The organism is Demequina gelatinilytica (assembly GCF_000971115.1).
In the GTDB taxonomy this organism is placed as follows: domain Bacteria; phylum Actinomycetota; class Actinomycetes; order Actinomycetales; family Demequinaceae; genus Demequina; species Demequina gelatinilytica.
Genome location: NZ_BBLV01000007.1, coordinates 137,593 through 163,136 on the forward strand (window position 1 = coordinate 137,593; position 25,544 = coordinate 163,136).

At 72.4% G+C, this 25,544-nt stretch carries 23 protein-coding genes; 11 read left to right on the forward strand and 12 right to left on the reverse strand.

Annotation, left to right across the window (positions count from 1 at the left end):
- Nucleotides 1–4: 4 nt before the first annotated feature.
- On the forward strand, nt 5–1,198 hold the full coding sequence (locus AOM00_RS07650) for an MFS transporter (RefSeq protein WP_062517225.1): 1,194 nt from the start codon (nt 5–7) through the stop codon (nt 1,196–1,198).
- Here the strand turns inward: AOM00_RS07650 and AOM00_RS07655 are convergent.
- Both AOM00_RS07655 and AOM00_RS07660 read right to left on the reverse strand, forming a co-directional pair.
- The gene (locus AOM00_RS07655) at nt 1,188–1,649 is read right to left on the reverse strand and encodes a hypothetical protein (RefSeq protein ID WP_228373440.1); all 462 of its coding nucleotides are present in this window, start codon (nt 1,647–1,649) and stop codon (nt 1,188–1,190) included. The two genes, AOM00_RS07650 and AOM00_RS07655, sit on opposite strands and share 11 nt — an antisense overlap.
- 24 nt (nt 1,650–1,673) lie before the next feature.
- A complete protein-coding gene (locus AOM00_RS07660) occupies nt 1,674–2,522 on the reverse strand; it encodes a Cof-type HAD-IIB family hydrolase (protein WP_062517227.1) in 849 nt (282 codons plus the stop codon).
- A gap of 152 nt (nt 2,523–2,674) precedes the next feature.
- Here AOM00_RS07660 and AOM00_RS07665 point away from each other — a divergent pair, with 152 nt between their 5' ends.
- Nucleotides 2,675–3,388, forward strand: coding sequence for a gamma-glutamyl-gamma-aminobutyrate hydrolase family protein (locus AOM00_RS07665; RefSeq protein ID WP_062517228.1), 714 nt, complete (start codon nt 2,675–2,677; stop codon nt 3,386–3,388).
- Between the two features lie 19 nt (nt 3,389–3,407).
- On the opposite strand, the gene deoD is transcribed toward AOM00_RS07665, so the two are convergent.
- Nucleotides 3,408–4,112 (reverse strand): purine-nucleoside phosphorylase, encoded by a 705-nt coding sequence (gene deoD / locus AOM00_RS07670; RefSeq protein ID WP_062517229.1) that lies wholly within the window; start codon nt 4,110–4,112, stop codon nt 3,408–3,410.
- A 33-nt stretch (nt 4,113–4,145) separates the two neighbouring features.
- Nucleotides 4,146–5,051: a PfkB family carbohydrate kinase gene (locus AOM00_RS07675; RefSeq protein ID WP_062517230.1), complete on the reverse strand. Its 906-nt coding sequence runs from the start codon at nt 5,049–5,051 to the stop codon at nt 4,146–4,148.
- 124 nt (nt 5,052–5,175) lie between these two features.
- Between AOM00_RS07675 and AOM00_RS07680 the strand changes: the two genes are divergently transcribed.
- Both AOM00_RS07680 and AOM00_RS07685 read left to right on the forward strand, forming a co-directional pair.
- On the forward strand, nt 5,176–5,802 hold the full coding sequence (locus tag AOM00_RS07680; protein ID WP_062517231.1) for an alpha/beta hydrolase: 627 nt from the start codon (nt 5,176–5,178) through the stop codon (nt 5,800–5,802).
- Nucleotides 5,803–5,848: 46 nt separating this feature from the next.
- Complete coding sequence (locus AOM00_RS07685; RefSeq protein WP_062517232.1) at nt 5,849–6,919, forward strand: class I SAM-dependent methyltransferase; 1,071 nt, start codon at nt 5,849–5,851, stop codon at nt 6,917–6,919.
- Here AOM00_RS07685 and AOM00_RS07690 read toward each other — a convergent pair.
- Nucleotides 6,913–7,797 carry an NUDIX domain-containing protein gene (locus tag AOM00_RS07690; protein WP_062517233.1) on the reverse strand — a complete coding sequence of 295 codons (885 nt, stop codon included), beginning with the start codon at nt 7,795–7,797 and terminating at the stop codon, nt 6,913–6,915. The genes AOM00_RS07685 and AOM00_RS07690 overlap by 7 nt on opposite strands.
- On the reverse strand, nt 7,794–9,029 hold the full coding sequence (locus AOM00_RS07695; protein WP_082096761.1) for a DUF2254 domain-containing protein: 1,236 nt from the start codon (nt 9,027–9,029) through the stop codon (nt 7,794–7,796). The genes AOM00_RS07690 and AOM00_RS07695 overlap by 4 nt, the downstream gene beginning before the upstream one ends.
- A 105-nt stretch (nt 9,030–9,134) precedes the next feature.
- On the opposite strand from AOM00_RS07695, the gene AOM00_RS07700 reads away from it, so the two are divergent.
- Nucleotides 9,135–9,617 (forward strand): glutathione peroxidase, encoded by a 483-nt coding sequence (locus AOM00_RS07700; protein WP_062517278.1) that lies wholly within the window; start codon nt 9,135–9,137, stop codon nt 9,615–9,617.
- Nucleotides 9,618–9,623: 6 nt separating this feature from the next.
- Here the strand turns inward: AOM00_RS07700 and AOM00_RS07705 are convergent, their stop codons facing one another.
- The 4 genes from AOM00_RS07705 to AOM00_RS07720 form a co-directional block, all read right to left on the reverse strand.
- The gene (locus AOM00_RS07705; RefSeq protein ID WP_062517234.1) at nt 9,624–10,241 is read right to left on the reverse strand and encodes a YitT family protein; all 618 of its coding nucleotides are present in this window, start codon (nt 10,239–10,241) and stop codon (nt 9,624–9,626) included.
- Nucleotides 10,242–10,272: 31 nt separating this feature from the next.
- A complete protein-coding gene (locus tag AOM00_RS07710) occupies nt 10,273–11,529 on the reverse strand; it encodes an MFS transporter (RefSeq protein WP_174442336.1) in 1,257 nt (418 codons plus the stop codon).
- Between the two features lie 120 nt (nt 11,530–11,649).
- On the reverse strand, nt 11,650–13,599 hold the full coding sequence (locus AOM00_RS07715) for an acyl-CoA dehydrogenase family protein (RefSeq protein WP_062517235.1): 1,950 nt from the start codon (nt 13,597–13,599) through the stop codon (nt 11,650–11,652).
- A 16-nt stretch (nt 13,600–13,615) separates the two neighbouring features.
- Entirely contained in the window at nt 13,616–14,266 is a 651-nt protein-coding gene (locus AOM00_RS07720; protein ID WP_062517236.1) for a TetR/AcrR family transcriptional regulator, read from the reverse strand.
- 74 nt (nt 14,267–14,340) lie between these two features.
- On the opposite strand from AOM00_RS07720, the gene AOM00_RS07725 reads away from it, so the two are divergent.
- The 5 genes from AOM00_RS07725 (at nt 14,341) to AOM00_RS07745 (ending at nt 20,526) form a co-directional block, all read left to right on the forward strand.
- Nucleotides 14,341–15,609: an acetyl-CoA C-acetyltransferase gene (locus AOM00_RS07725; RefSeq protein WP_062517237.1), complete on the forward strand. Its 1,269-nt coding sequence runs from the start codon at nt 14,341–14,343 to the stop codon at nt 15,607–15,609.
- The gene (locus AOM00_RS07730) at nt 15,609–16,961 is read left to right on the forward strand and encodes a 3-oxoacyl-ACP reductase (RefSeq protein WP_062517238.1); all 1,353 of its coding nucleotides are present in this window, start codon (nt 15,609–15,611) and stop codon (nt 16,959–16,961) included. The genes AOM00_RS07725 and AOM00_RS07730 overlap by 1 nt, the downstream gene beginning before the upstream one ends.
- Nucleotides 16,961–17,830, forward strand: coding sequence for a MaoC/PaaZ C-terminal domain-containing protein (locus AOM00_RS07735; protein ID WP_156159087.1), 870 nt, complete (start codon nt 16,961–16,963; stop codon nt 17,828–17,830). Before AOM00_RS07730 ends, AOM00_RS07735 begins: the two co-directional genes overlap by 1 nt.
- Before the next feature lie 72 nt (nt 17,831–17,902).
- Nucleotides 17,903–19,642 (forward strand): AMP-binding protein, encoded by a 1,740-nt coding sequence (locus tag AOM00_RS07740; RefSeq protein ID WP_062517240.1) that lies wholly within the window; start codon nt 17,903–17,905, stop codon nt 19,640–19,642.
- Nucleotides 19,642–20,526 (forward strand): glutaminase, encoded by an 885-nt coding sequence (locus tag AOM00_RS07745; RefSeq protein WP_062517241.1) that lies wholly within the window; start codon nt 19,642–19,644, stop codon nt 20,524–20,526. Before AOM00_RS07740 ends, AOM00_RS07745 begins: the two co-directional genes overlap by 1 nt.
- A gap of 6 nt (nt 20,527–20,532) precedes the next feature.
- Here the strand turns inward: AOM00_RS07745 and nrdG are convergent, their stop codons facing one another.
- Nucleotides 20,533–21,096, reverse strand: a complete 564-nt coding sequence (gene nrdG, locus AOM00_RS07750; RefSeq protein WP_062517242.1) for an anaerobic ribonucleoside-triphosphate reductase activating protein — start codon at nt 21,094–21,096, stop codon at nt 20,533–20,535.
- Between the two features lie 5 nt (nt 21,097–21,101).
- A complete protein-coding gene (gene nrdD / locus AOM00_RS07755) occupies nt 21,102–23,348 on the reverse strand; it encodes an anaerobic ribonucleoside-triphosphate reductase (RefSeq protein WP_062517243.1) in 2,247 nt (748 codons plus the stop codon).
- 502 nt (nt 23,349–23,850) lie between these two features.
- Between nrdD and AOM00_RS07760 the strand changes: the two genes are divergently transcribed.
- Nucleotides 23,851–25,533 (forward strand): D-alanyl-D-alanine carboxypeptidase family protein, encoded by a 1,683-nt coding sequence (locus AOM00_RS07760; protein ID WP_062517244.1) that lies wholly within the window; start codon nt 23,851–23,853, stop codon nt 25,531–25,533.
- Nucleotides 25,534–25,544: the final 11 nt, after the last annotated feature.

Sequence of the window (25,544 nt, forward strand, 5' to 3'; positions counted from 1 at the left end):
CGTCATGGCCGACCTTGTCCCCACCCCCGTCGCGCTGCGCACCGAGCGGCTCGGCGTCGGCGCGGTCTACGCCGCGCACGGCCTCAGCTACGCGACCATCGTGACGGCGCTGCCCCAGTTCAGGGATCGGTACGGCCTCTCGGAGGACACGGTCTCGCTCGTCACGCTCACCGTGGTGATCGGGGCGGCGCTCGGCTCCGTCCTCGCGGACCGCGTGGCCGTGAGGCTCGGCTCCCGCGCGGGAGTGGTGCTCGGGCTGACGCTCCAGGGCCTCGGGCTGCTCACCGTCGCCCTGCAGGTGCCGTTCGCGGCCTTCTGGGTCGCGATGGCGCTCTACGGCGTGGGGCTCGGATGCATCGACGCCTCGGCCGCGATGCAGGGATCCCTGGTCCAGCGGCGCCTGGGCACCTCGGTGATGGCGTCCTTCTTCGCGGCCAACACCGCCGCCGCGGTCGTCGGGGCGCTCGCGATGTCCGCCAGCGCCGCGACGCCGGTCGGCGCCTCTCTCGCGCTCGGGCTCGCGGGACTCGTCGCCGGCGGTGTGGCTCTCGTGGCTCCGCGGCTGCTCGACCCCGCGCGCGAGCGCGCGGTCGCGCCCGGCGTCAGACGCCCGCCGCTGCCCAGGCACGGCGTCGCGGTGGTGGGCTTCGTGGTGTTCGCGGCCTTCACGGCGGACTCCACCGTCGCCACGTGGTCGTCGTCGCACCTCGCCGACGGTCTCCACGCCTCGGCCACGGTGGTGCCCCTCGGGTACGCGGTCTACGCCGGAGCCACCCTGGTGACCCGGCTCCTCGCGGACCGCGTGGTGCGCCGGTACGGGCGCGGCCACCTCGCGGTCGCCACGGTCGCGATCGCCGCGGCCGGGCTCGTGCTCGCGGGGCTCGTCCCCACGGTGTGGTCCACGCTGCTCGGGTTCGGGCTCGCGGGGCTCGGCGTGGGCGCGCTCGTCCCTCTCGCCTTCTCGGCCGCGGGCGACCTCGACCATGGCCGCTCGGACGAGGTGATCGCCCGCGTCAACCTCTTCAACTACCCCGGCGCCGTCATCGGCGCCGTGGTGCCCGGGCTCATCGCCACGGGGAACGGGCACGGCGCGTCGTTCCTCCTCGCGGCCGTCCTGCTGCTCCCCGCGCTCGGTGCGGTGCGGATGTTCCGCACGCACGACGAGGCGCGGGTAGGCGCCCGCGCGGTCAGCGGGTGACCGGCAGGGAGCACGCGCGCTCGCGACGCACCCGCGCGACGAGGGCCCACGCCAGCAGGGCGATCGCACCGGCCGCCAGGTAGGGCTGGATCGGCTCGAAGAACTCGATCGCGCCGGTGTACCCGAGCGCGACGAGCACCAGCTTGTTGCAGACGGGGCACCCGACGGCGAAGAACGTGACGAAGGCGCCCGCCGCGCCGATCCGGCCCTCGCGCTCCACGCGTGCCGCCTCGGGGGTGGCCACGTACGTGGCCGTCACCAGGCCGGAGAGGACCGCGGTGGCCGCGAGCGCCCAGTACGACCAGGCCGTCGGCGGGATCTCCCGTCCGAACACGGGATTGTCGATGAGGTCCGTCGGCAGGGCGATCGCCAGGTAGGTGGCCGCGGCCGTCCCGAGGGCGACGAGCCAGCGTCGCGCGGGCCATGCGGCGATCAGCGTCAGGGCTTCCATGCGGGAACAATACCCCATGGGGTATCAGGCGACCGGATGCTCCAGCAGTCGACGCAGCGTCACCACCACGCCGTGGTCGACGTTCGACGGCGCCGTGTAGCGCGCTCGCGCGGCGACCTTGGGATGCGCGTTCGCCATCGCGAACGACAGCTCGGAGGCATCCATCATCTCGAGGTCGTTGAGGTAGTCGCCGAACACCACCGTCTGCGACGGGGTCACGCCGAGCGACTCCTGCAGCGCGCGCACCGCCACGCCCTTGTTGACGCCCGGCGCCATGAGGTCGATCCAATGCCTGTCGGACACGACCACCTGGAGCTCGTCGGCGAGGTGCGCGAGCGCCGGCTGGGTGTCGTGCGCCGCGTCGCCGAAGTCGTAGACCGCGACCTTGAGGATGTCGTCCTCCACCGCGGTGAGGTCCTCCACCACCTCGAGGGCGGCGTAGTAGGGCTCGACCTTGCTCATGAACGCGGGGTCGTCGCGTTCGACGTAGGCCGATCGCAGGCCGCACACCACCGTGCCGACGTCGAAGCCGGCGACCGCGTGACCGCGGACGGCCGCCACGATGCGAGCCATGGCCCCCGCCGGCAGGGGCGAGCACGACACGATGTCACCGCCGTCGACCACGAGCGAGCCGTTCTCAGCGATCACCACGAGCGAGGACCCCAGGCGCGCGAACTGGCCCGCGAGCGTCGCGTGCTGCCGCCCCGACGCCGGGGCGAACACGATGCCGCGCTCGCGCATGACGTCGACGAGCGGCCAGAGCGCGTCCGGGATGCGCTTCGCAGCATCGAGCAGCGTCCCGTCCATGTCGCACACCACCAGGCGGATGTCGTGGCGTACGGAAGGCGCATGGAACGCGTCGGTGGGGGTCATCCTGCCTCCTGAGGTGGGCCTCGACCAGAGTAGCGGGGTACGCGGATGGGCCTCGCCCCCCACCTTGCGGCAAAGGGGTGGTCAAGGAAGCAGCCGGATCGGCGCTACATTCTCGCCAGGGGCGGGGCAGCCCCGGGGAGCACGGGGGGATCATGAGCGCGCCGGTGATCGGGGTGACGTCGTACGTCGAGGAGTCGAGCACGGGCATCTGGCACGACCAGCATGCGGTCTGGCTCCCTGACGCCTACATCGCGCCGTTGCGCGCCGCCGGTGCAGTGATCGCGGTGCTTCCCGAGCAGGACCCTGCGCTGGCCGCCGATGCGCTGGCGCGCGTGGATGCCCTCTACCTCACGGGTGGCTACGACGTAGACCCGGCGAGCTACGGTGCCGCGGCGCACGGCGAGACCGACGCGCCACGGGCCGCGCGCGACGCATGGGAGCTCGCGCTCGTGGGAGCCGCCTGCGAGGCGGGCATGCCCGTGCTGGGCGTGTGCCGCGGCGCGCAGGTCATGAACGTCGCACGTGGCGGCACGCTCCACCAGCATGTCCCCGACGTGGTCGGCCACGACGAGTACCAGATGGGCGACGCGATCTTCCGCGAGCTCGGCGTGAGCGTCCTGCCCGACACCCTGCTCGCGTCCCTGCATCCGCTCGAGCGCGAGGTGCCCATGTACCACCACCAGGCGATCGACGCGGTCGGCGAGGGACTGGTGGTGTCCGCGCGCAGCGTCCACGGCCTGGTGGAGGCCGTCGAGGACCCCAGCCGGGCCTTCTGCCTGGGGCTCCAGTGGCACCCCGAGCTCGACGGCCTCACCGCGGTGTGGGAGGCGTTCGCCGCCGCCGCCCGGGCCTACGGGACCCGCTGAGCTCGGTTCGCGCCCACGGTCAGAGCGCGAGCGCGATCCTCACCGCCGCGTCGAACTGCGTCTCCCGCTCCTCCGACGACATGCTCTCGCCGGTCAGGAGATGGTCCGACACGGTCACGATCGCGAGGGTGCGGATGCGCTCGGCCGCTCCCACCGCGTAGAGGGCGGCTGCCTCCATCTCGACCGCCAGCGTGCCGTGCGCCGTCAGCGCGGCGGAGAGCTCGGGGCGCTCGAGGTAGAAGTGGTCGGACGTGAAGAGGGTCCCGGCGTGCACCCTCGCGTCGCCCCCGAGGCGGGAGGCCTCCGCGACCGCGGCGCTCGCCAGACCGAAGTCCGGCACATGGCTGAAGCTCACGCCGGGGATCCGGCTCGCCGTCGTGGCCGAGTCGGTGTGGGCGCCGGTCGCGATGATCACGTCCCGCACGCCCACCTCCGTGCTCATCCCGCCGGCCGTGCCGACGCGGACGATCTGCGTGACCCCGTACTCGCGAGCGAGCTCGGTGGCGTAGATGGTGATCGAGGGCGCCCCCATCCCCGAGGCCATCGCGGTGACCCGCCGGCCGTCCCAGGTGCCCGTGAAGCCGAGGATCCCCCGCACATCGGTCACGAGCTCGGCGCCCTCGAGGTACTCCGTCGCGATCCGCTCGGCGCGCTTGGGATCGCCCGGCATGATGACGCGCTCGGCGATCTGGCCGCGCTCGGCGCGGATGTGGGGTGTAGGCATGGGCCTCACCCTAACGTCCGCTGGTGGCGCGGCTCATGCATCGCGCAGGGCGAGGAAGGCCTCGACATCCGCGCCGCTCGGGATCGACTGGGCGGAACCCGGGCGCTGCAACGCGAGGGCGGCCGCCGCGGCGGCCCTGGCCGCCGCGGAGTCGATCCCCTCCCCTGCGGACAGCCCTTGTGCGAAGGCGCCGCAGAAGGTGTCCGTCACCGCGGAGCTGTCGAGCGCATGCGCGACGATCGCGGGCAGCGACCGCACGCCCGCGCCGTCCGCGAGGACGGTGACGCGATCGGCCCCCAGCACCACAGCGGCGGGCACGCGCTGCGCGAGGGCGGCGGCGAGCGTCTCCGGGGAGGCACCGGGCAGGTCGGTGATCGCCGCCGCCTGGGGCTCGTCCGCCACCACCACATCGACCAGCGGCAGCAGCGCCTCCGCCTCGTCGGCTGTCGGCACCGCGTTGAGCACCACGGACCCGCCCTGTCCCTTCACGATCCTGGCGGCGGCCCGGGACCCGGCGACGGGGACCTCGAGCTGCACGAGCAGCACACCCGTGTGCGCAAGCACATGCCGGGCACGATCCGACAGGACGTCGAGCGTCGCGTTCGCCCCAGGGATCTCGATCACGGTGATCTGTCCCTCGGCATCGAGCGCGATCATCGCGGCACCGGTCGCGCCCTCGACCTCGTCCACGCATGGCTCGACCCCGGCCTCGACCAGGCACCGCACCAGCATGGCGCCGTGGTCGTCGAGCCCCACCGCTCCGATAAAGGTGGTGCGCGCGCCCATGCGCGCCGCGGCGACGGCCTGGTTGAGGCCGATGCCGCCGGGACCCACCTCGAGGTCGTGCGCCACGGTCGCGGTACCCCGCTCGGGCGGTCGGTCCACCACCACGCGGATGTCCGCGTTGGCGCTGCCGAGCACCGTCACATCGCGATCCACGCGGCCTCCTGTGGTGTGGTCACGCCACGTCGCGTGAATGCCCGCCACTGCTGTTCCTCTGGACACTATGAGGCCGTGACCGGCCGTGCAACGCGGCACGCCTGCGGGCCGGGATACTGGGCGGGTGACCACGCTGCGCTCCGTCCTCTCCCCCGTCGCACCGACCGCCGACAGCCCGACGGTCGCCCTGCTGCTGCACGGGTTCGGCTCCCACGAGCACGATCTCCCGGGCATCGCTCGGTGGCTGCCTGCCGGCCTGCCGTGGGCCTCGCTCCGGGCACCGCTCGAGATGGGCTACGGCGCCGCAGCCTGGTTCCCGCTGTCCCCGGACGGCGGGATGGACCAGCCCTCGATCACGGCGGCCACCCAGGCGGTGTGGGACTGGGTCGACGCGCATCTCGGGTCCCACGCGCGCATCGTCCCCGTCGGCTTCTCGCAGGGCGGTCTCATGGCGCTCCAGCTCCTGCGCACGCGGCCCGACCGCGTGGTCGCGCCCGTGGTGCTGGCCGGCTTCGTGCCGGTCGATCCGCAGGACGCGGACGCCGCCCTCGCCGCCTCCCGTCCTCCCGTGTTCTGGGGCCGCGGCGACGCCGACCCCGTGATCTGGGCCGATGCCCTCGCCCGCACGCGTGGCTTCCTCGCCACGCATGCATCGGCCGTGACGCGCGTCTATCCCGGGCTCGGGCACTCGATCACCGAGGAGGAGATGGAGGACGTGCGCGCGTTCCTCGAGGCGCAGCTGCGACCTTGACGGACGGGCCCTCCGGGGTTCCCATGGTGGGGACGGGAGGAGCCGGATGTCCCCGCACGCGCATGCCTCGGCGGACGAGTGGGCGGAGCACGTGCTCACGGCCGCGCTGGGCGCGATGGATACCCTTGCGATCCACCTGGGCGACAGGCTCGGGTGGTACCGGAAGCTCGCGAGCGACGGCCCGATGACGCCGGAGGCGCTCGCGGACCGGACCGGCACCCACCCGCGCTACGCGCGAGAGTGGCTCGCGCATCAGGCCGCCGCCGGCTTCGTCGTCGAGGCCGAGATCGATTGCGAGGCGGTCTACTCGCTCCCCCCGGGCGCCGCCGAGGCGCTGACCGACGGCGGCTCCCTCGCGTACGTCGCACCCATCGCACGCATCCTCGCGGCGGCGGCCACGCAGATGCCCGCGCTGCTCGAGGCGTACCGGACGGGCGGCGGCGTGAGCTGGGCGCAGCTCGGCGACGATGCGCGCTGGGCTCAGGGCGATGTGAACCGGCCATGGTTCGAGACGATGCTGGCACCGGCGCTGGCGAGCGTGCCCGATCTCCACGCGGTGCTCTCCCGGCCGGGGGCCCGCATCGCCGACATCGCGTGCGGGGCGGGGTGGTCGGCCATCGCCCTGGCGCGCGCCTACCCCACCGCCAAGGTGACCGCCGTCGACGTCGACGGACCGTCGATCGATCGTGCACGGGAGCACGTGCGTGCCGCCGGGCTCCAGGACCGGGTCACGCTGCTCCACTCCGACGGGGGCGCCCTCGCGGGAGGCTTCGACGCGGCCTTCGTCTTCGAGGCGCTGCACGACATGCCGCAGCCGGTCGAGGTGCTCGCGGCGATCCGCGACGCCGTGCAGGACGACGGCGCGGTGATCATCATGGACGAGGGCGTGGCGGATCATCCGCCTGCGCCGGGCGACACCGTCGAGAGGCTGATGTACGGCTACAGCGTCCTCATCTGCCTCCCCGACAGCATGGCCAGCACCCCCACCGCCGCGACGGGTACGGTCATGCGCGCCCCCGTGCTGCGGGAGTATGCGGCACAGGCCGGGTTCAGCGAGGTGGAGGTCCTGCCGATCGAGGACTTCGCGTTCTTCCGGTTCTACCGCCTGCGTCACTGACGCGGTGCGACCGCATCCAGGTGCGCGAGCAGCCAGCCCGCACCCCGGACCTCGGCTCGCCCGGCGACCCGCTCCGCGAGCCTCCGGTCCGAGGTCACCACCGTGACGGCGTGACCCGCGGACGTCAGCGCGGCCGCCTCCGCGACCACGGCATCGTCCCCGGATCCGGGCGCGTCACGCACCTCGACGCCCGCCGCGCCCTGGACCCCGCGCGCGGCGCCCTCGACGACCGCGACGATGCGGGGGAACCAGAGGTGGAGACCGCGGGCGGGCTCCGGGACCCCGGCCTCCGCAAGCGTCGCGAGGCGCGCGACAAGGCGCGCGGCGGCGCCGTGGCGGTCGCGCCACCACCCGTCGGGCACGGACCCGACCACGTTGGCGGCGTCCACCACGAGCGCGGGACGATGCGCGAGGGCCGCCCGGAGCGTGGGCCACGAGCCCGCGAAGCCCGGGTGGAGGGCGCGGCTCTCGACCTCGTCCACCGGGATCCACGCCAGCTCGAGGCTCTCGCTGTCATCCGCGACGGGGTCGAACGGCTCGATCACGTGCGCGACCACGGTGGCGTAGGTCCACACCTCGAGGTCGAGCACGTGCACGCCGGCGGCCCGGATCGCGGACGCGGGCACGCCCGCCTCCTCACCGGCCTCCCGCAACGCCGCAGCGATGGCCTGCTCGCCTGCGTGGCGGGCGCCGCCAGGGATCCCCCAGGTCCCGCCGTGGTGGCTCCACTCGGCCCGATGCTGGAGCAGCACGCCCCGGCCGGTGGCATGCACCAGGAGGCCGGCGGCGCCGAAGGCACCCCAGTAGCGCGTGCCGTCCGCCGCATAGGCCCAGTTGTCGCCCGGATCGCGGTCCGCCGGGAGACGGGGTGCGCTCATGACGCCTGTCCGCGGCGCGCGTTCGCGGCGGCGTCCCGCACCAGCGCGACATCCCGCGGATGCGCGAGGGCGTCGACAGCACGGTCCTCGGCGCTCTCCGACGCGTGCAGCAGCGTGGCCCGCTCGTCACCGTCGGCGACCGTCGCAAGCCCCGCGAGCACCCGCTGGACCCGGATCGCGACCTCGACCAGGTGCGCGCCGTCGCGGGCCACGGGTCGGATGCCGTCCTCGACGAGGTCGGCGAAGGCCACCTCGGGGACATGCACGCGAGGGTGGTCGACCGTGGGGTCCGGCCGTGCGACCAGGTGTGCGGTGAGGACCCGCTGGATCGAGTTGAGCACCTCGACCGCTGTCCCGGGATCGTTCGTCGACGGGGAGAGGGCCCGGCTGCCGATCTCCCCGAGCGCGACCAGGCCGAGCCGCGGATCCTGGTCGTAGGTGCGGTGCCGCGCGATGGTGAAGGCGTCGCGGATCGCGTCGATCGCGGCATCGTCGTGCACGCCGCCCACCCTGGCGAGGGCCTCGCCGCGCGCGACCGGCGCTCCGGCGCGCACCAGCACGTGCACCTCGCCGTGCGCGCGCTCCGCCGCGCGGTCGAGCGCCGCGATGTCGACCCGGGTGATCACGCCTGCCCGGTCCGCGAGGACCGGCCGGGCGTCGGCGGGGATCTCCACGACCGGGGCACCACCGAGCCGGGGCCTGCAGGCCGACGCCGAGACCGTCTCGCACGCGACATCCTCGATGCGATCGACCACGTCGGCCATCCGCCCGAAGGTGACAAGGTGCTGGATCCAATGCAGGAGCGTGAGGACCACGCTCGCGATGACCACCAAGGTGCCTGCATAGAGCACGATGCGGCCGTCGTCACCGTAGTAGTCCGTGGACAGGGCCGCGATCCCGACGATCGCGAAGACGAAGGCTCCGAGGAACGTGGACAGCGCCTGCTGGGAGGTCTGATCCTCGATGAGCAGCTGCGTGGCGCGGGGCGTCGCGACCGCCGCCGCCGATGCGTAGACGGACACCATCACGGTGAGCGAGAAGGTGGTGACCGCGAGCATCGACGTGGCGAGGATCTGGAGGAGCGTCTGCACGGATCCCTGCCCCAGGTCGAGCTCCACGAGCCCACCCAGCGCGGAGCCGGCGGTGCGTGCGAGGAGCGCGAGGAGCACGGCGCCCGCGGTGAACAGCGCGAGGCGGAACCACACGCGCCTGCGCAGCGACGCGACGGCCATCCGCCAGCCTTCTCGACCCACGCGTCCTCCCCGTTCCTCCTGGAGACCATCCTGCCGGTGCCGGGCGGGCTCGTGCCCTCCGCCGCGCCGGGTCACAATGGCTCCATGCCCACGTTGCACGACTTCAGCGCCACCGCCCTCGACGGGCGGACCCAGGACCTCGCCGAGTACGAGGGCAAGGTGGTGCTCGTGGTCAACACCGCCTCGCGGTGCGGGCTCACCCCCCAGCTCGAAGGGCTCGAGGCGCTGCATCGCGAGCTCGGTCCGGAGGGACTCGTGGTCGCGGGCTTCCCGTGCAACCAGTTCGCCCGCCAGGAGCCAGGCACGTCCGAGGAGATCGGCGACTTCTGCAGCCGGAACTACGGCGTGACGTTCCCGATGTTCGCGCGCATCGACGTCAACGGCCGGGGCGCGCATCCGCTCTACCGGTGGCTCAGGTCGCAGACCCGATCGGTCACGGGAAGCTCGATCAAGTGGAACTTCACCAAGTTCCTGGTGGGCCGCGACGGGCGGGTGCTCGCGCGCTACTCCCCCGCCACCGAGCCGGCCGCGCTGGCCGCCGACATCCGGGTGGCGCTCGCCGCGTGAGGCGGGTCAGCCGAAGTAGCGTCCGGGTCGGTGGTTGATCGCGACCACCAGGTTGAGCAGGACGCCGCCGACGATCGACACGAGCAGGATGCGCCAGTCGACCAGGGCGACCGAGGCCGCGATCACGCACAGATCGAGCGCGAGCTGGACGTAGCCCGCACGCCAGCCGCGCGTCTTCTGGAGGAACTGGGCGAGGATGCCGAAGCCTCCCGCGCTCGCGCCGTGACGGAACAGCACGATCATGCCGGTGCCGATGGTGAGGCCCGCGAAGATCGCGGCGTACATCGGCTGGATGCCGCTCACGTCGATGTAGTGGGGGTGCAGGCCCACACCGACGGAGATCAGGCCGACCGCGATGAGGGTCTTGACGGTGAACGCCCACCCCATCCGGCGCACCGCGAGCCAGTAGAACGGCACATTGATGAGGAAGTAGACGAGCCCGAGGGACCAGCCCGTCACGTACGTCGTGAGGAACGAGACACCCGCGAGCCCGCCCGTGACGCCGTCGATGGCGCTGAGCAGGTACATGCCCCAGGACATGAGGAACGCACCCGTGGGGATCGCGAGCACGTCCTCCCACACCGCGTGGGGCTTGATCTCGGCGGGCGGCTCGACGACGGTCACGGTGCTCCTCCTGGGACGGTGCGGGGCCGCGTCAGCGCCCGGGCCGCAGCGCGACACGGTCGTCATCGGCCGCCAAGGAGGGTACCGCATCGTCCGCACCTGGCCGTGTGACGGCCCACCCCGCGACGGCCGCGAGCACCCCGGGCACGCACAGCGCGAGACCTACCCACGTGGGCGCGACATAGCCGAGCCCCGCAGCGATGACCGCGCCTCCCAGGAAGGCGCCGAGGCTGTTGCCGATGTTGAGCGCGGAGTGGTTGAGGGCCGCGGCGATGGTCTGGCTGTCGCCCGCGACGTCCATGAGGCGGGTCTGGATGGCAGGCGAGATCGCCGCCGCGGAGGCGCCCACCATGAACAGGCCCACGAGGAGGCCCGGCACCGTGCTCGCCGACAACGCGAGCATGAGGAGCGAGGCGGCGAAGACGCCGAACAGCGTGAAGACCGCGCGCACCGCGCCCTGATCCGCCATGCGTCCACCCACCACGTTGCCGGCGGTCATGCCGAGGCCGAGCACCACGAGCGCGACGGGCACGAACGACTCGGGCTTCCCCGTCACCTCGGTCGCGAGCGGCGACACGTACGAGTAGACCGCGAAGAGGCCGCCGAAGCCGAGCGAACCCGTGGCGAGCGCGAGCCACACCGCGGGGCGACGGAAGGCACGCAGCTCCCGCCGCACGGTCGCGTGGGGGTCGCCTGCAGTGCGTGGCACCCAGAGCACGATCGCGACGGTGGTGAGCGCGAAGAGCACCGCGACGCCCAGGTATGCGACGCGCCATCCGGTGTGCTGACCAAGCCATGTGATGGCGGGCACACCGACGACGTTGGCGATGGTGAGACCGGACAGCACGAACGCGGCGGCACGGCCGCGCCTGCCCGGGCCGAGCAGGTCCGCCGCCGCGAGCGCGGCGACCCCGAAGTACGCGCCATGCGGCAGCCCGGCGAGCACCCGGGCCGCGACCACCGTCTCGAACGTCGGCGCGAGCGCCGAGGCGAGCGTGCCGAGGGTGAAGGCAGCCGCGAGCGCGGTCAGCAGCCGCTTGCGCGGGAAGCGTGCGGCAGCGGCGGCGATGGTGGGGGCTCCGATCACCACGCCGGCGGCGTAGGCGGAGATCACGAGCCCCGCCCGGGCGACCGCAGCCTCGGGATCCTGGCCGTAGAGCTCGGGAAGCAGGTCGCGCGCGATGTCCGGGAGCAGGCCCATCGCGACGAACTCCGTGGTGCCGATGCCGAACCCGCCGCAGGCGAGGGCGAGGAGCGCGAGCCGGGTGCGCGCGGGGGTGAGCTGCATGGAGGCGCCTTCTGTGATGAGCCGTCGGGGACCGCTCATCGTCGAGCGCGCCAGGGCGCATGGCCCTGATCGACACCAGTCAACCACTCCTCCCGCGCCGGCATTCCGCCGCGCCGGGCGTCAGTCGTGCAGCATCCGGGCCCCGAGCCACGACTCGGGGATGCCGAGCCCCTCGACCAGCGCGAGCGCGTGCGGCCGCAGCTCGCGGCACAGGGCCTCGATCTGGTCGGAGATCACCTTGGACCGCGCCGTGGTGATGCGGCTGTGCTCGAGGAACCACGCGCGATCCTCCGCGATGGAGCTCAGGGCGTAGAGCGCACGCACCTTCTCGAGCACCTCCCGCGCCTCGCGGTCGTCGCACGCGGCGACCAGCTCCACCAGCGCCGCGAGCGTCACCCGCTCGAGGTGCGCGCGCGCGACGAACTGCACGTGGGGTCCCAGCCGGTTGAACCCCTCGAAGGTGTCGCCGCCGCTCCTGCCCGCGGCGCGCATGCGGCGAGCGAGCGACTCGAGCGCGTGGCGCTCCCGCTCCTCGAACATCAGCGCATGCCAGCCGGCATCCACGAGCGTGGTCTCCTCGGGACGCCGGCGCGCGGTGGCCGCGAGCCGGTCGAACAGCAGCCCCGCGGAGGTCCTCTCCATCACCATGCCGCCCACGGCGCGCGTGGTCGCCTGGACCACGCCCGAGCGGTCGAGCGCGCTCCACGCCTGCTTGTAGTCGGTGAGGAGAGCCTTGGTCACCAGCTGCATGAGAACGGTGTTGTCGCCCTCGAAGGTCGCGAAGATGTCGACGTCCCCGCGCAGCGCCGTGAGCTCGTTCTCACTGATGTAGCCCGCGCCGCCGCATGCCTCCCGCGCCTCCTGCACCGCGCGGTTCGCGAACCAGGTCTGCATCGCCTTCATGCCGGCCGCGAAGGTCTCGAGCTCGCGCTGGTCCCGCTCGGAGCTGGGCTGGTCGCCCTGGACGTGCACGAGCGCCTCGATGAGGCGGTTCTGGGCGGCGCCGAACGCGTACGACCGCGCGATCAAGGGGAGCAGGCGCCGCTGATGGACCACGTAGTCGAGGAGAAGGACGCCGTCGGGGCGTCCGGGCGCCGGGAACTGCCGGCGACGGAGCGCGTGGCGGGTCGCGATCGAGAGGGCTCGCCGCGCGGCCATCGCACCTCCGCCCCCCACGCACACCCGTCCGCGCACGAGCGTGCCGAGCATCGTGAAGAAGCGCCTGTTCGGATCGGGGATGGGCGAGGAGTACACCCCGTCCTCCCCCACGCCGCCGTAGCGGTCGAGGAGCATCCGGCGGGGCACCCGCACCCGATCGAATCGGATGGTGCCGTTGTCGATGCCGAGCAGCCCGCCCTTGTGCCCGTGGTCGCCGGTCGTGACGCCGGGGAGATCCTCCCCTGCCTCGTCCCGGATGGGGACCAGGATGGTGTGCACCCCGTGGCGCTCGCCGTCGACCACCAGCTGTCCGAAGACCGCGGCCATCCGCCCGTCGCGTGCGGCGTTGCCGATGTAGGCCTTGGTGGCCGCCTCCGAGGGGGTGTGGACCTCGTACTCGTCGGAGGAGGGCAGGTACGTGACGGTCGTCTCGAGGCTCGCGACGTCGGAGCCGTGGCCGAGCTCCGTCATGGCGAAGCACCCGAGCAGCTCCATCGACGTGACGCCGGGCAGGAACGTGTCGTGATGCCAGGCCGTGCCCAGGTTGGTGATGGCGCCGCCGAACAGCCCGAACTGCACGCCCGACTTGATCGTGACGGACAGGTCGCACATGGCGAGCGTCTCGAAGGTGAGCGCGGCCTCGAGCGGCGAGGCGTGCGCACCCGCCCGGTCGGGCACGCCTGCCGAGCCGAAGCCGGCCTCCTGGAGCTCGAGCAGCCGGGCGAGCGTCCAGTCCCGCGACGCCTCGATGCCCAGCTCGGCCGGCCGCAGCGCGCCTGCTGCCGGGAACGTGGCGCGGGCCACGGAGCGCTCCGCCGCGTAGGGCCCGTCGAGCGCGATGCGGAGCGCGGCCCCGACGGTGGTGAGGCGCTCATGCGCGAGCGGGCTGGGCGTCTGGTCGGTCAACGTCATTGTCAACTCCTTCGGTTCAGGCAGGTTCGAGGCCGAGCGCGGGGCTGGGACTCAGCGCTCCGGTGAAGCCGGGCGCGAAGATCGCGGTGATGTGGGCCACCACGTCCGCACGCGGGGGGCGCGGCGAGGCGTCCATCCACTGGTCCGCCGCGGCCCTGATGAAGCCCACGAGGCCGTGGCCCCAGATCGATGCGGAGGACGCGTCCGCTCCCGTGCGCTCGAGATGGGCGCCGATCGCCGCCGAGACATGCGTGCCCATGATCGCGGGGAGGTTGCCCGCGGGGTCGGGCGCGCCCGCGGGGGTCGCCACCGGCACGGCGAGCACGAACCGGTAGATGTGCGGGTCCCGCTCCACCAGGCTCAGGTAGGCGTCCGCGAGGTCCCCGGCCATGCGCCCCAGGTCCTCCGTGTCGGTGAGCTCGAGCGCCGTCGTCAACCCCGCGTGGATGTACGCGTGGACGGACTCGACCACCGCGGCGTACAGGCCGGCCCGATCGCCGAAGTGCCGGTAGATGACGGTCTTGGAGGTGCCCGCGCGCGTCGCGATGTCCTCGAGCGCGACACCGGGCCCGTGGACGCGGATGGCGCGCAGCGCGTGGGAGACCAGCTCGCGGCGTCGATCGGCGCGATGCTGCTCCCACCTGGTATCCCGGCCATCGGAGGACATGCCCCGACTATATCCAGTACTCGAGGTATCTGCTACCTTCAGTATCGGATAACCACCGAATCCCCGGAGGAGACATGCACCACAAGGTCGTGGTCGTCGGAGGGAACCGCATCCCCTTCGCGAAGGCGGGAGGACCCTACGCACAGGCGTCCAACCATGACATGCTGACCGCCGCCCTGGACGGGCTCGTCGCACGCACGGGGTTGTCGGGCTCCCGCGTGGGCGAGGTCGCGGGCGGCGCGGTCCTCAAGCACCCCAACGACTTCAACCTGACTCGCGAGGCCGTGCTCAGCTCGGCGCTGTCACCGTCGACCCCCGCGTGCGACCTTCAGCAGGCCTGCGCGACGGGCCTCGAGACCACCATGTACATCGCGAACAAGATCGCCCTGGGGCAGCTGGACAGCGGCATCGCCGCCGGCGCCGACTCCGCCTCGGACGCTCCCATCGCGGTCAGCGACCCGCTGCGTCGGATCCTCCTGGAGGCCAGCCGTGCGCGCAGCGCGAAGCAGCGCATCGCAGCCTTCGCCAAGATCCGTCCGGGCCACCTTGCGCCGCTCGCACCGCGCGTCGCCGAGCCCCGCACCGGGCTGTCGATGGGTGAGCATCAGGCGCTCACCACCACCCGCTGGGGGATCACGCGCGAGGCCCAGGACGAGCTCGCGGCGGCGAGCCATCACCGGCTCGCCGAGGCGTGGGACCGGGGCTTCTTCGACGACCTGGTGACGCCGTACCTGCGCGTCGCGAAGGACGCGCTGCTCCGCCCCGACACGAGCGTCGAGCGCCTCGCCGCCCTCAAGCCCGCCTTCGGGGGCCCGGAGGGCACCATGACCGCGGGAAACTCCACCGCGCTGTCCGACGGCGCCGCGGCCACGCTGCTCGCCACCGAGGAGTGGGCGGCCGAGCACCACCTCACCCCGTGGGCGCGCATCGTCGACGCCGAGGTCGCCGCCGTCGACCACCCGGCTGGCGAGGACCTGCTGCTCGCGCCGGTGGGCGCCACCGGCCGTCTGCTCGCGCGGCAGGGCCTCACGGTCGCCGACATCGACCTGTTCGAGATCCACGAGGCGTTCGCCTCGACCGTCCTCGCGACGCTCGCCGCGTGGCAGGACGAGGACTACTGCCGCTCCCTCGGGCTGGACGGGGCGATCGGCACGCTCGACCGTGCGCGGCTGAACGTCACCGGCTCGTCTCTCGCCGTCGGCCACCCGTTCGCCGCGACTGGCGCCCGCATCGTCCCGACGCTCGCGAAGCTGCTCCACGAGCGCGGCCCCGGGTCGCGAGGGCTGATCTCCGTGTGCGCGGCCGGCGGCCAGGGCGTGGTCGCGATCCTGGAAGCGGTGTGATGAGCGCGCTCGAGAAGGCCTTCTACTCCCCCGTCGGGCGCAAGGTCGCCGCGAAGGCCGGGCTCGCCGAGCCTCCGCGCCTGCGCCGAGGCCGGGACTTCCCGCGCGGCCCGCTCGTGCTCGCCCCGCTCGGGCCCTCCACGCTCGTGGAGCGGACCCTCGCGCTCGTGGGCCGCGCGTTCGAGGCGCCCGTGGTCGATGCGGGCGAGGAGGCCCCGGGCTACGGCGACCGGATCGGGGCGCTCATCGTGGACGCGACCGACGTGTCCACGGTCGCCGAGCTCGAGGGCCTCCGTGCGGTCCTGCGGCCCGCCGTGCGCGGCGTCGAGCGCTCGGGACGCATCATCGTGGTCGCGCGGCCCGGTGGCGCCGGGGGCGGCTGGGAGGCCGATGCTGTCGCACGAGCCCTCGACGGCATCAACCGGACGGTCGCGAAGGAGCTGCGGGGCGGTGCGACCTCGACGCTGATCTACGTGCACCAGGGCGCGACCCCCGCGGACCTGGTGTCGACGCTCGGCTTCGTGCTCCAGGGACGCAGCGCATTCGTCGACGGGCAGGCGTGGCACGTGCGACCCGCCTCGACTCCCGAGGCGTCGCTCGCCGAGCGTCCCCTCGAGGGCAGGATCTGCGTGGTGACGGGTGCGGCCCGAGGCATCGGCGCCGCGATCGCGCGCACGCTCGCGCGCGACGGCGCCGTCGTGGTCGCCGTCGACATCCCCCAGGCGGGCGAGGGGCTCGCCGCGGTCGCGAACGAGATCGGTGGGACCGCGCTCCAGCTCGACATCACGGCGGACGATGCGGGCGCGCGCATCGCGGCGCACGTCGCCGCGCGGGGCGAGAGGATCCACGCGATGATCCACAACGCCGGCATCACGCGCGACAAGATGCTCGTCAACACCGATGCCGCCCGTTGGGGCGCGGTCGTGGACGTCAACCTCGCGGCTCAGATGCGCATCAACGAGGTGCTGCTCGCCCCCGACATGCCCGGCGGCATGGCTGACGACGGCCGCATCATCGGCGTCGCCTCGACGTCGGGGCTCGCGGGCAACAAGGGGCAGACCAACTATGCGGCCTCGAAGGCCGGCGTGGCGGGCCTGGTGATCGCGATGGCCCCCGACCTCGGCGCGCGCGGGATCACGGTCAACGCCGTCGCGCCGGGCTTCATCGAGACCGACATGACGGCCAAGATCCCGTTCGTGCAGCGCGAGGTGTTCCGCCGCAGCAACAGCCTCAGCCAGGGCGGCAGCCCCGTCGACGTCGCCGAGACCATCGGGTACCTCATCGATCCCGCATCGAGAGGCGTGACCGGCCAGGTGGTGCGCGTCTGCGGTCAGAACCTGGTCGGCGCGTGATGCCCGCCGCGGATGCGCGCGCTGTCGAGACGCTCGACACGCTCCCCGCGATGGGGACCGCCTTCGCACGCGCGCTCGTGCCTGCCCGCAAGGGCGAGGCGCGGGTCCCGTCCCACGCGGTCCGCGTCGACGGCGTCCGGCAGGACCTCGACCGGCTCGCGGCGTACACGCGGGTGTGCGGCTACACGCTGCGCGACGCGGTGCCCGCGACGTGGATCCACGTGCTCACCTTCCCGCTCCACGTGAGCCTGCTGGGCGACCGCCGGTCCTCCGTGCGCCTGGTCGGCGCGGTGCATGCGTCCAACGCGATGACCCTGCACCGTCCGGTCGCCTCCGACGAGCGTCTCGCGCTCGAGGTCCATGCGGAGGCGCTCCGTCCGCACGCGCGTGGCGCGATGCTCGATCTGGTGGGCACGGCCCGCGTCGACGGCGAGACCGTGTGGGAGGGCGTGAGCACCTACCTCGTCGCGGGCCTGCGGGCGCCCGGCGAGCCTGTCCCGGTCCCCCGGGAGCCGTTCGAGCCGCACGCGCCGCAGGCCGTGTGGCGCCTCGCGCCCGATCTGGGGCGCCGCTACCGCGCGGTCTCGCACGACCCGAACCCGATCCACACCAACCGTGCCGCGGCGAAGGCCTTCGGCTTCGCGCGGCCGATCATCCACGGGATGTGGACGCACGCACGCGCCCTCGCCGCGCTCGAGGGACGCTTCGGGGACGCCTACAGCACCCACGTCTCCTTTGTGAAGCCCGTGCTGCTGCCGGCGACCATCGGCTTCCGCGCCACCGCCGTCGACGCCGGCCTCGACGCGGCGGTCACCACGCGCGATGGCGTGAAGCCGCACCTCCTCATGAGCGTCCGCAGCGCGTCGTAGTCGCGCGGTACCGCCCGGACAGGGAACAATCGTCCCCGAAACAGATCCGCCCATCGATGAGGATGTGACGCCATGTCCCCCCACGCCCGCCCCGCCCACGACCCCGTCGGCGGCGAGGACCGACCCTGGTACCAGTACTACGGCCCGGGCGTCCCGCGAGCCATCGAGCCCGTCGAGGACCGGTCCCTGGGCGAGATGGTGGCGCGCGCCGCGCACGAGCACGGCGACAACGTGGCGTTCTCCAACCTGGGAGGCACGCTCACCTTCCGTCAGGTCGACCAGCTCGCGACCCGCTTCGCGGCGTTCCTCCAGCAGGACCTGGGCCTCGCCAAGGGCGACCGCATCGTGATCCAGATGCCGAACCTGCTCCAGTACCCGGTCGCGCTCTACGGCGCGCTCCGCGCGGGGCTCATCGTGGTCAACGCGAACCCGCTGTACACGTCGCGGGAGATGGAGGGCGTGTTCCGCGATGCCAAGCCGCGCGCGATCGTGGTCATGGCCAACTTCGCGGACAAGGTGGCCGGCATCCTCGGCGCGACGAGCATCGAGCACGTGATCATCACGCAGGCGGGCGACCTGCTCCCCCAGCCCAAGCGGGCCCTCACCAACTTCGTGGCCGCCAAGATCAAGAAGATGGTGCCCGAGTACCACCTGCCCGAGGCGATCGGCTTCCGTGCCGCGCTCGCACGGGGGCGCGGCCGCACGCTCGCCGCGCCCGAGCTCACGCAGGACGACGTCGCCTTCCTGCAGTACACCGGCGGCACCACGGGCGGCGCGAAGGCCGCGGTGCTCACCCACGGCAACCTCCTGGCCAACCAGGAGCAGTTCATGGCGCAGATCCGGAACACGCTCGGTGAGGAGCGGCAGTCCGTGATCATCGCGGCCCTGCCGCTCTACCACGTGTTCTCCCTCACGGTGAACTGCATCGGATTCTTCAAGTTCGGCTCGCACAACGTCCTCATCACCAACCCGCGCGACCTCAAGGGCTTCGTCAAGACGCTGGACGCCACCAAGCCCGACGGCCTGATCCTGGTGAGCACCCTCGCGGGCGGCCTGCTCGACACGGAGGGCTTCGCGGACGTCGACTTCGGCCGGCTCAAGCTCACGGTCGGCGGTGGCATGGCCGTGCGCTCGGCGGTCTCCGACCGCTGGAAGCGCGTGACCGGCCACGACATCACGGAGGGCTACGGCCTCACCGAGGCGTCCCCCGTGGTGTCGGTCAACCCGACCCACATGCCGCCGCGCATCGGCACCATCGGCGTGCCGCTGCCCTCGACGGACGTGCGCATCGTCGACGACGAGGCCAGGCCGCTGCCGCTGGGCGAGCGGGGCGAGCTCGCGGTCCGGGGCCCGCAGGTGATGCGCGGCTACTGGAACAACGACGCGGAGACGGCGCGCGTCCTCACCGAGGACGGCTGGCTCCTCACGGGCGACATCGCGGTGGAGGACGAGGACGGCTTCTTCCGCATCGTCGACCGCAAGAAGGAGATCATCGTCTGCGGAGGCTTCAACGTCTACCCCGGCGAGATCGAGGACGCCGCGATGCTGCACCCGCTGGTGGTCGAGGCGGGCGCGATCCCGATCCCGAACGAGCACTCCGGGGAGGTCCCCAAGCTGTTCGTGGTCCGACGCGACGACACGCTGACCGAGGACGCGCTGCGGGCGTTCCTCAAGGAGCGGCTCACGGGGTACAAGCGCCCGCGCGTCATCGAGTTCATCGACGTGCTTCCCAAGAACAACGTGGGCAAGGTGCTGCGCCGGGAGCTGCGCGAGCTCGAGGCGTCCCGCTCGGAGGACGCGGACGCATCGTGATGCTCGCGGCGGCGCTCGCCACCGCTCTGGACGATGCGCGGCACGGGCCGACCGGCGACGTCACGCAGGTGTATCCCGCGCTCGCGGCGATCGAGCCCGCGCTCCTCGCCGCGGCGGTGCGTCCGCTTGCCGGCGCGGCGGTGGAGGTCGGTCATGCGGACGCGCGCTTCATCCTCATGAGCGTCGCCAAGCCGTTCACGCTGGCGCTCGCGGTCGACGCGCACGGCGCGGACCACGTGCTCGCACGCACGGGTCTCGAGGCGACGGGGCTGCCGTTCAACGATCCCGCAGCGATCACCGGCGCCGCCGACGGTCGCACCAACCCCATGGTCAACCCTGGCGCGATCACCGTCTCGAGCCTGCTGAGCGAGGACGCGATCCGAGACGGGTTGTCCCGCTTCGCGGGCCGTCCGCTGGCCGCGGACGCCGTCATGGTCGAGGCGATCCAGGCCACCAACCACCGCAACAGGCTCCTGGCGGGCCTGCTCGACTCGAGAGGCCTGCTCGCCGCGCCGATCGAGGATGCGCTGCACCGGTACACCTTGCAGTCGTGCATGGGTCTCACCATCGGCGACCTCGCGCGCATGGGCGCGGTGCTGGCCGCCGGCGGCGTCGACCCCGTCACCGGTGCGCGGGTGGTGAGCGCGCACGCAGCCGAGGTCGCTGTGCGTGCGATGGCGCTCGCGGGCCTCTACGAGGCGACCGACTCCTGGATGGAGCGGATCGGGCTTCCCGCCAAGAGCGGCATCGCAGGGGGCCTGGTGATGGGCGCTCCGGGCCGGGGCGCGCTTGCCGCCTACTCCCCCGGCTTGGACATCACCGGCAACCCGGTGCGCGCGCAGGTGGTCGCCGGCGCCATGGCACCCCTGCTCGCGCCGCGCTGACCCGGTTCAGCGCCCCTTCAGCCCCGCCCACTCCACGGCATGCCCCGCCGCGAGCGAGGCGGTCACGTCGAGCACGCGCTGGTTGAGGCTGCCGCGGAAGGCGAGCGACAGGTCGCGCTGCGCGTTGTCGAAGGGCCCGTCCACCAGCACGTCCACCAGCTCGAGGAGCTCGCGCTTGTCGCCGGGCTCGGCCATGAGCTGCTCGAAGGTGTACCCGGTCCAGCACCACACGTCCTTGCCCGGGAGCTCGGCACGCATGCGCCGTACCACGGCGAGGCAGGTGCCGGTGTTGAGGAAGGGCTCGCCGCCCAGCAGCGAGAGCCCCTGGACGGCCTCGTGGCGGAGGTCGCCCAGGATGCGGTCCTCCAGGTCCTCGGTGAAGCGCTCGCCGCAGCGGAAGCTCCACGCGTCCTCGTTGAAGCAGCCTTCGCACGCGAAGAGGCATCCGCTCACGTAGAGGCTGCACCGCACCCCCTCGCCGTCCACGAACACGAACGGCTTGTAGTCGGCGACGAATCCCTGGCTGACCTTCGCGGCCTGCCAGGTGTCGCGCACGGGGGCGCGGTGCATCGGCGTCAGCGCTCCGGGACGGTGAGCCGGTCGACCAGGGCGGGAGGCACGCGCACATCGCCGGGGAGGTGCTTGACGCGTGCCGCGATCTCCTGGTGGCGGCCGTGGACCATCGGTCGCTGCTGCGGGTTGCCCAGGTACCCGCACGTGCGCTTGACCACATCGCACGTGCGCGGGTCCTCGTTGCCGCACGCCGGGCAGGCGAAGCCGCGCGCCGTGGGGTCGAAGTCGCCGGCGTACCCGCACTCGAAGCAGCGGTCGATCGGCGTATTGGTGCCCAGGTAGCCCACGCGGTCGTAGGCGTAGTCCCAGACCGCCTCGAGCGCCTTCGGGTTCTGCTGCAGCACGGGGTACTCGCAGTAGTGGATGAAGCCGCCCGACGTGTGCTGCGCGTACTCGGCCTCGAAGTCGAGCTTCTCGAACGGCGTGGGGTTCTTGCGCACGTCGTAGTGGAACGAGTTGGTGTAGTAGTCCTTGTCGGTGATGTCCTTCACCGAGCCGAAGCGCTCCTTGTCGAGCCTGCAGAACCGGTCGGTCAGGCTCTCGGAAGGCGTCGAGTACACGCTGAAGTGGTACCCGGTCGCCGCCTTCCACGCCGCGGCGCGCTCGCGCAGGGTCCGCAGCACCCGCAGGGTGAGCTCCTTCGCCTCGGGGTCGGACTCCCACTCGCCGCCGAAGAACGCCGCCGCGACCTCGTACAAGCCGATGTACCCGAGCGACACGGTCGCGCGTCCGTCGCGGAACAGGGTGTCGACCTCGTCGGCCGGGCCGAGCCGCTTGCCGAAGGCGCCGTGGATGTACAGGATCGGCGCGTTGCCGGGCACGGCCTCCTTGCACCGCTCGATGCGGAACGTCAGCGCATCGTGCATCGTCTCGAGGCGCTCGTCGAGCAGCCGCCAGAAGACCTCCTGGTCGCCGGCCGCCTCGAGCGCGATGCGCGGCAGGTTGAGCGTCACGACGCCGAGGTTCATGCGCCCCTCGACCACGTCGTCGCCGTCCGCGTCCTCCCAGCCCTGCAGGAAGGAGCGGCACCCCATGGGGGCCTTGAACGAGCCGGTGAGCTCGACGATCTTGTCGTAGCTCAGCACGTCCGGGTACATACGCTTGGTGGCGCACTCGAGGGCGAGCTGCTTGACGTCGTAGTTCGGGTCGTCCTCCCGGAGGTTGAGGCCGCGCTTCACCGTGAACAGCAGCTTGGGGAAGATCGCGGTGCGACCCTCACGCCCCAGGCCCCGGATGCGGATCTGGAGGATCGCCTTCTGGATCTCGCGCTCGTACCAACCGGTGCCGAGCCCGAAGCCGATCGACGTGAAAGGCGTCTGCCCGTTGGACGTGAAGAGCGTGTTGATCTCGTACTCGAGCGACTGCATCGCGTCGTAGATGTCCTTGCGCGTCTTGTCCTGCACGTAGGCCTCGCGGCGCGCCGGATCGTCGATCCACTCCGCGGCGTCCCGCTCGTGCTTGGCGCGGTTGAGCGCGGCGTACGGGGCCAGCAGCTCGTCGATGCGGTTGACGGTGCAACCGCCGTACTGGCTCGACGAGACGTTGGCGATGATCTGCGAGATCTGGGCCGTCGCGGTCTGGATCGACCGGGGCGGCTCGACCTGCGCGTTGCCGATGCGGAAGCCGGTGGACAGCATCGTGTGGAAGTCGATGAGGCAGCAGTTGGTCATGGGCGCATACGGGTGGTAGTCGAGGTCGTGGTAGTGGATGTCGCCCTTCTGATGCGCGTTCGCCACGTGCGCGGGGAGCATGCGCAGGCCGATCGCCTTGCCGACCATGCCCGCGGTGAGGTCGCGCTGGGTGTTGTAGACCTCGGCGTCCTTGTTCGCGTTCTCATGGACCACGGCCGAGTCCTTGCTCATCAGGCGCGTGATCGAGTGGTTGAGATCCATCGCCTTGGAGCGCGCGAAGTCGCGGTCGACGCGGTAGTCGATGTAGGCGCGGGCGACCTCGTACTCCCCCGCCTCGAGAAGCTCATGCTCGACCACGCTCTGGATCTCGTAGATCTTGACCGCGCCGGAGTAGCGCGACGCGAGCTCGGCGTCGATGCGCGACACGAGCGCGTCGACAGCCTGCTCATGCGCAGGCGCGAGCTCGCCGTGCACGGCGGCGAAGGCCTTCGCGAGCGCGGCGCCGATGCGGCGGTCGTCGAAGAGGAGCGTGCGCCCGTCGCGCTTCACCACGCGCAGGGCGGTAGCGTTCTCCCCGTTCCTCGCGGTGGTCGTGCGCTCCTGCTCCGTGATGCTCATGGCGGCTCCCCTTCGTGTCCCGTGATGCCCGCCGGCCTCGCAGGCCGGCCCCGTCGCGCAGCCGCCACCACAAGATGTAGTGGTGTGGGCTATGGATCAACACTAGATCTCGTGGTCGGGACGGCCTGGGCCCTAGGTCCCATCCGGCGTCCCGCCAGCGCCCGTCCACCGCGACACATGCACACATGCGCGCCCCAGATCCATGCAGGAATGTCGCGCCCATCGGCGTGTCGCGCGCACAGAGGCGCCGGAGTGAGACGGAATTCACACTCAATTCCCAGGATCGGGCCCACGCGGGCGACTCCCCTGGTGCCGCCGGGTACCGGCGGGGGTACCACCCGGGCGCGGCGGCAGCCTCCACCCCTCGGGGACGATGTGCGCATCGCGGCGTCGCATAGCGCAGTTATGGTTCTGCGAGTGCCTGGACGGCCTACCGCTGCTGGTGGCCACGCGCCCCGCAGCGCCGTCCGAGGCCAGTCCTTGTCGCCTGCCCTGGAGATCCGTGCGCCAGAACCGTAAGAGCCTCACCTGGCAGACCGCGTCCACGTTCGCGGTCTGCTGCTTCCTCGGCGGAGTCGCCGTGTCCCTCGGCGTGCACGAGCACCGCGTGGGCGCGGCCGTGGAGCAGGCGCGCGAGCAGGCGCGCGTGCTCGACGAGGAGCGCACCAAGCTCGAGGAGACGCTTGCGAAGGCCCGTGAGGTGTCGGAGGTGTCCGGCGCCGTCTCGGACGAGCAGGTGGTGGCCGAGGCTGCCGCGCAGCTCACCCAGGCAGCGAGCGCCGCGGCGTACGCCGCCGAGCAGCACAACATCACGGTGAGCGCGGCGGTCGTCGCGCCGCCGACGTTCCTCAACCCCGAGGCCAGCACGTCCACGCTCCGCGGCCCCTACGCCACGTCGCCCGTCCTCACCGTCGATGCGACCGCGGTGCTCGACGAGGTCGAGGACATCGAGGCCGACGGCACGACCTCGGCCTCCGCCGAGCCCACCACCTCGCCGAGCACGGAGCCGAGCGCCTCCGCCTCCGCCACGCCCGAGGCCTCCGCGAGCACCGAGGCCTCCGCGGAGCCCGAGGCCGACGAGGCGAGCCCGGAGACCGCGCCGACATCGGCGGAGGAGGCCGAGGCCCTCGCGCAGATCGTCGACGAGGCCGAGGTGGCCCAGGTCCTCCGGGGCGAGGTCGACGACCTCGAGACGGTCGCCGCCACGGTCGCGCGCCTCGAGCAGGCCACGGCCCAGCTCGACGACGCGACGCGACGCATCGAGGGCACCACGGCCGTCCTGGAGGCCGCCACGGCGGAGGCCACGCTCGAGCTGGCGAACGTCTCGCTGGACAAGCGCATCGACTCGGTGGAGGCCCTCGCGGACGCCGCCACGTCCATGGTCGACGCCGTCGACGGCAAGGTGGTCGACGACTCGGCCATCACGGACGTGACGCAGGCGCGCAAGGCCCTGCAGGAGCTCAAGAGCAGCGACGTGGACCGCGACGACGCGGAGGCGGTCGAGGCGCTCAAGGCCAGCATCGTGGACGCTGTCGACACCCTCGAGCAGACCGAGGAGGCGCTCTACGACTCGCACCAGGCGTGGGTGAAGAAGGAGAACAAGCGGCGCGACGCCGTGAACGCCGAGCGCACCGCGGCCTACGAGGCCGCCGTGGAGGCGGCCTACGACGCCCTCACCGCGGACTACCGGACCGCCGCCAACCTCCGCCAAAGCGGCTGGTCCGGCGCTCCGACCGGCGCGTCGTACAGCAACGGCTACCTCCCGAGCAGCAGCCTCTGCACGCTCTCGTTCGCGAGCGGCCAGACCCTCCAGTGCTCGGCCGCCAAGGCCCTCGAAGCGGCGGACGACGACTACTACGCCCAGACCGGCAGCCACCTCGGGATCGTGTCGTCGTACCGGTCCTACTCCGCGCAGGTCGCCACCAAGGCCTCACGCGGCTACTTCGCGGCAGCGCCCGGCTCGTCGAACCACGGCTGGGGCATGGCGGCGGACTTCTCGCCGGCCTCGGCCACGTGGATGCGCACCCACGGCGAGGACTACGGATGGGTCCATCCGACGTGGGCACGTCCGGGCGGCAGCAAGCCGGAGTCCTGGCACCTCGAGTTCGTGGCGCCCGGCGTCGAGGTCTCCCTGCCCGACGAGCCGAACATGCTGGCGCACGTCAAGAGCTCGCTGACCGCGTGACCGAGGGCGGA

Bases quoted from the DNA above. Each gene is read 5' to 3' on its own strand.
- AOM00_RS07720 (WP_062517236.1), bottom strand. From the start codon at position 14,266: ATGTCCTCCGATGGCCGGGATACCAGGTGGGAGCAGCATCGCGCCGAT.
- nrdG (WP_062517242.1), bottom strand. From the start codon at position 21,096: ATGCACCGCGCCCCCGTGCGCGACACCTGGCAGGCCGCGAAGGTCAGC.
- deoD (WP_062517229.1), bottom strand. From the start codon at position 4,112: ATGCCTACACCCCACATCCGCGCCGAGCGCGGCCAGATCGCCGAGCGC.
- AOM00_RS07710 (WP_174442336.1), bottom strand. From the start codon at position 11,529: ATGCAGCTCACCCCCGCGCGCACCCGGCTCGCGCTCCTCGCCCTCGCC.
- AOM00_RS07725 (WP_062517237.1), top strand. From the start codon at position 14,341: ATGCACCACAAGGTCGTGGTCGTCGGAGGGAACCGCATCCCCTTCGCG.
- AOM00_RS07735 (WP_156159087.1), top strand. From the start codon at position 16,961: ATGCCCGCCGCGGATGCGCGCGCTGTCGAGACGCTCGACACGCTCCCC.
- AOM00_RS07715 (WP_062517235.1), bottom strand. From the start codon at position 13,599: ATGACGTTGACCGACCAGACGCCCAGCCCGCTCGCGCATGAGCGCCTC.
- AOM00_RS07690 (WP_062517233.1), bottom strand. From the start codon at position 7,797: ATGAGCGCACCCCGTCTCCCGGCGGACCGCGATCCGGGCGACAACTGG.
- AOM00_RS07730 (WP_062517238.1), top strand. From the start codon at position 15,609: ATGAGCGCGCTCGAGAAGGCCTTCTACTCCCCCGTCGGGCGCAAGGTC.
- AOM00_RS07745 (WP_062517241.1), top strand. From the start codon at position 19,642: ATGCTCGCGGCGGCGCTCGCCACCGCTCTGGACGATGCGCGGCACGGG.
- nrdD (WP_062517243.1), bottom strand. From the start codon at position 23,348: ATGAGCATCACGGAGCAGGAGCGCACGACCACCGCGAGGAACGGGGAG.
- AOM00_RS07650 (WP_062517225.1), top strand. From the start codon at position 5: ATGGCCGACCTTGTCCCCACCCCCGTCGCGCTGCGCACCGAGCGGCTC.
- AOM00_RS07685 (WP_062517232.1), top strand. From the start codon at position 5,849: ATGTCCCCGCACGCGCATGCCTCGGCGGACGAGTGGGCGGAGCACGTG.
- AOM00_RS07695 (WP_082096761.1), bottom strand. From the start codon at position 9,029: ATGGCCGTCGCGTCGCTGCGCAGGCGCGTGTGGTTCCGCCTCGCGCTG.
- AOM00_RS07740 (WP_062517240.1), top strand. From the start codon at position 17,903: ATGTCCCCCCACGCCCGCCCCGCCCACGACCCCGTCGGCGGCGAGGAC.
- AOM00_RS07655 (WP_228373440.1), bottom strand. From the start codon at position 1,649: ATGGAAGCCCTGACGCTGATCGCCGCATGGCCCGCGCGACGCTGGCTC.
- AOM00_RS07700 (WP_062517278.1), top strand. From the start codon at position 9,135: ATGCCCACGTTGCACGACTTCAGCGCCACCGCCCTCGACGGGCGGACC.
- AOM00_RS07660 (WP_062517227.1), bottom strand. From the start codon at position 2,522: ATGACCCCCACCGACGCGTTCCATGCGCCTTCCGTACGCCACGACATC.
- AOM00_RS07665 (WP_062517228.1), top strand. From the start codon at position 2,675: ATGAGCGCGCCGGTGATCGGGGTGACGTCGTACGTCGAGGAGTCGAGC.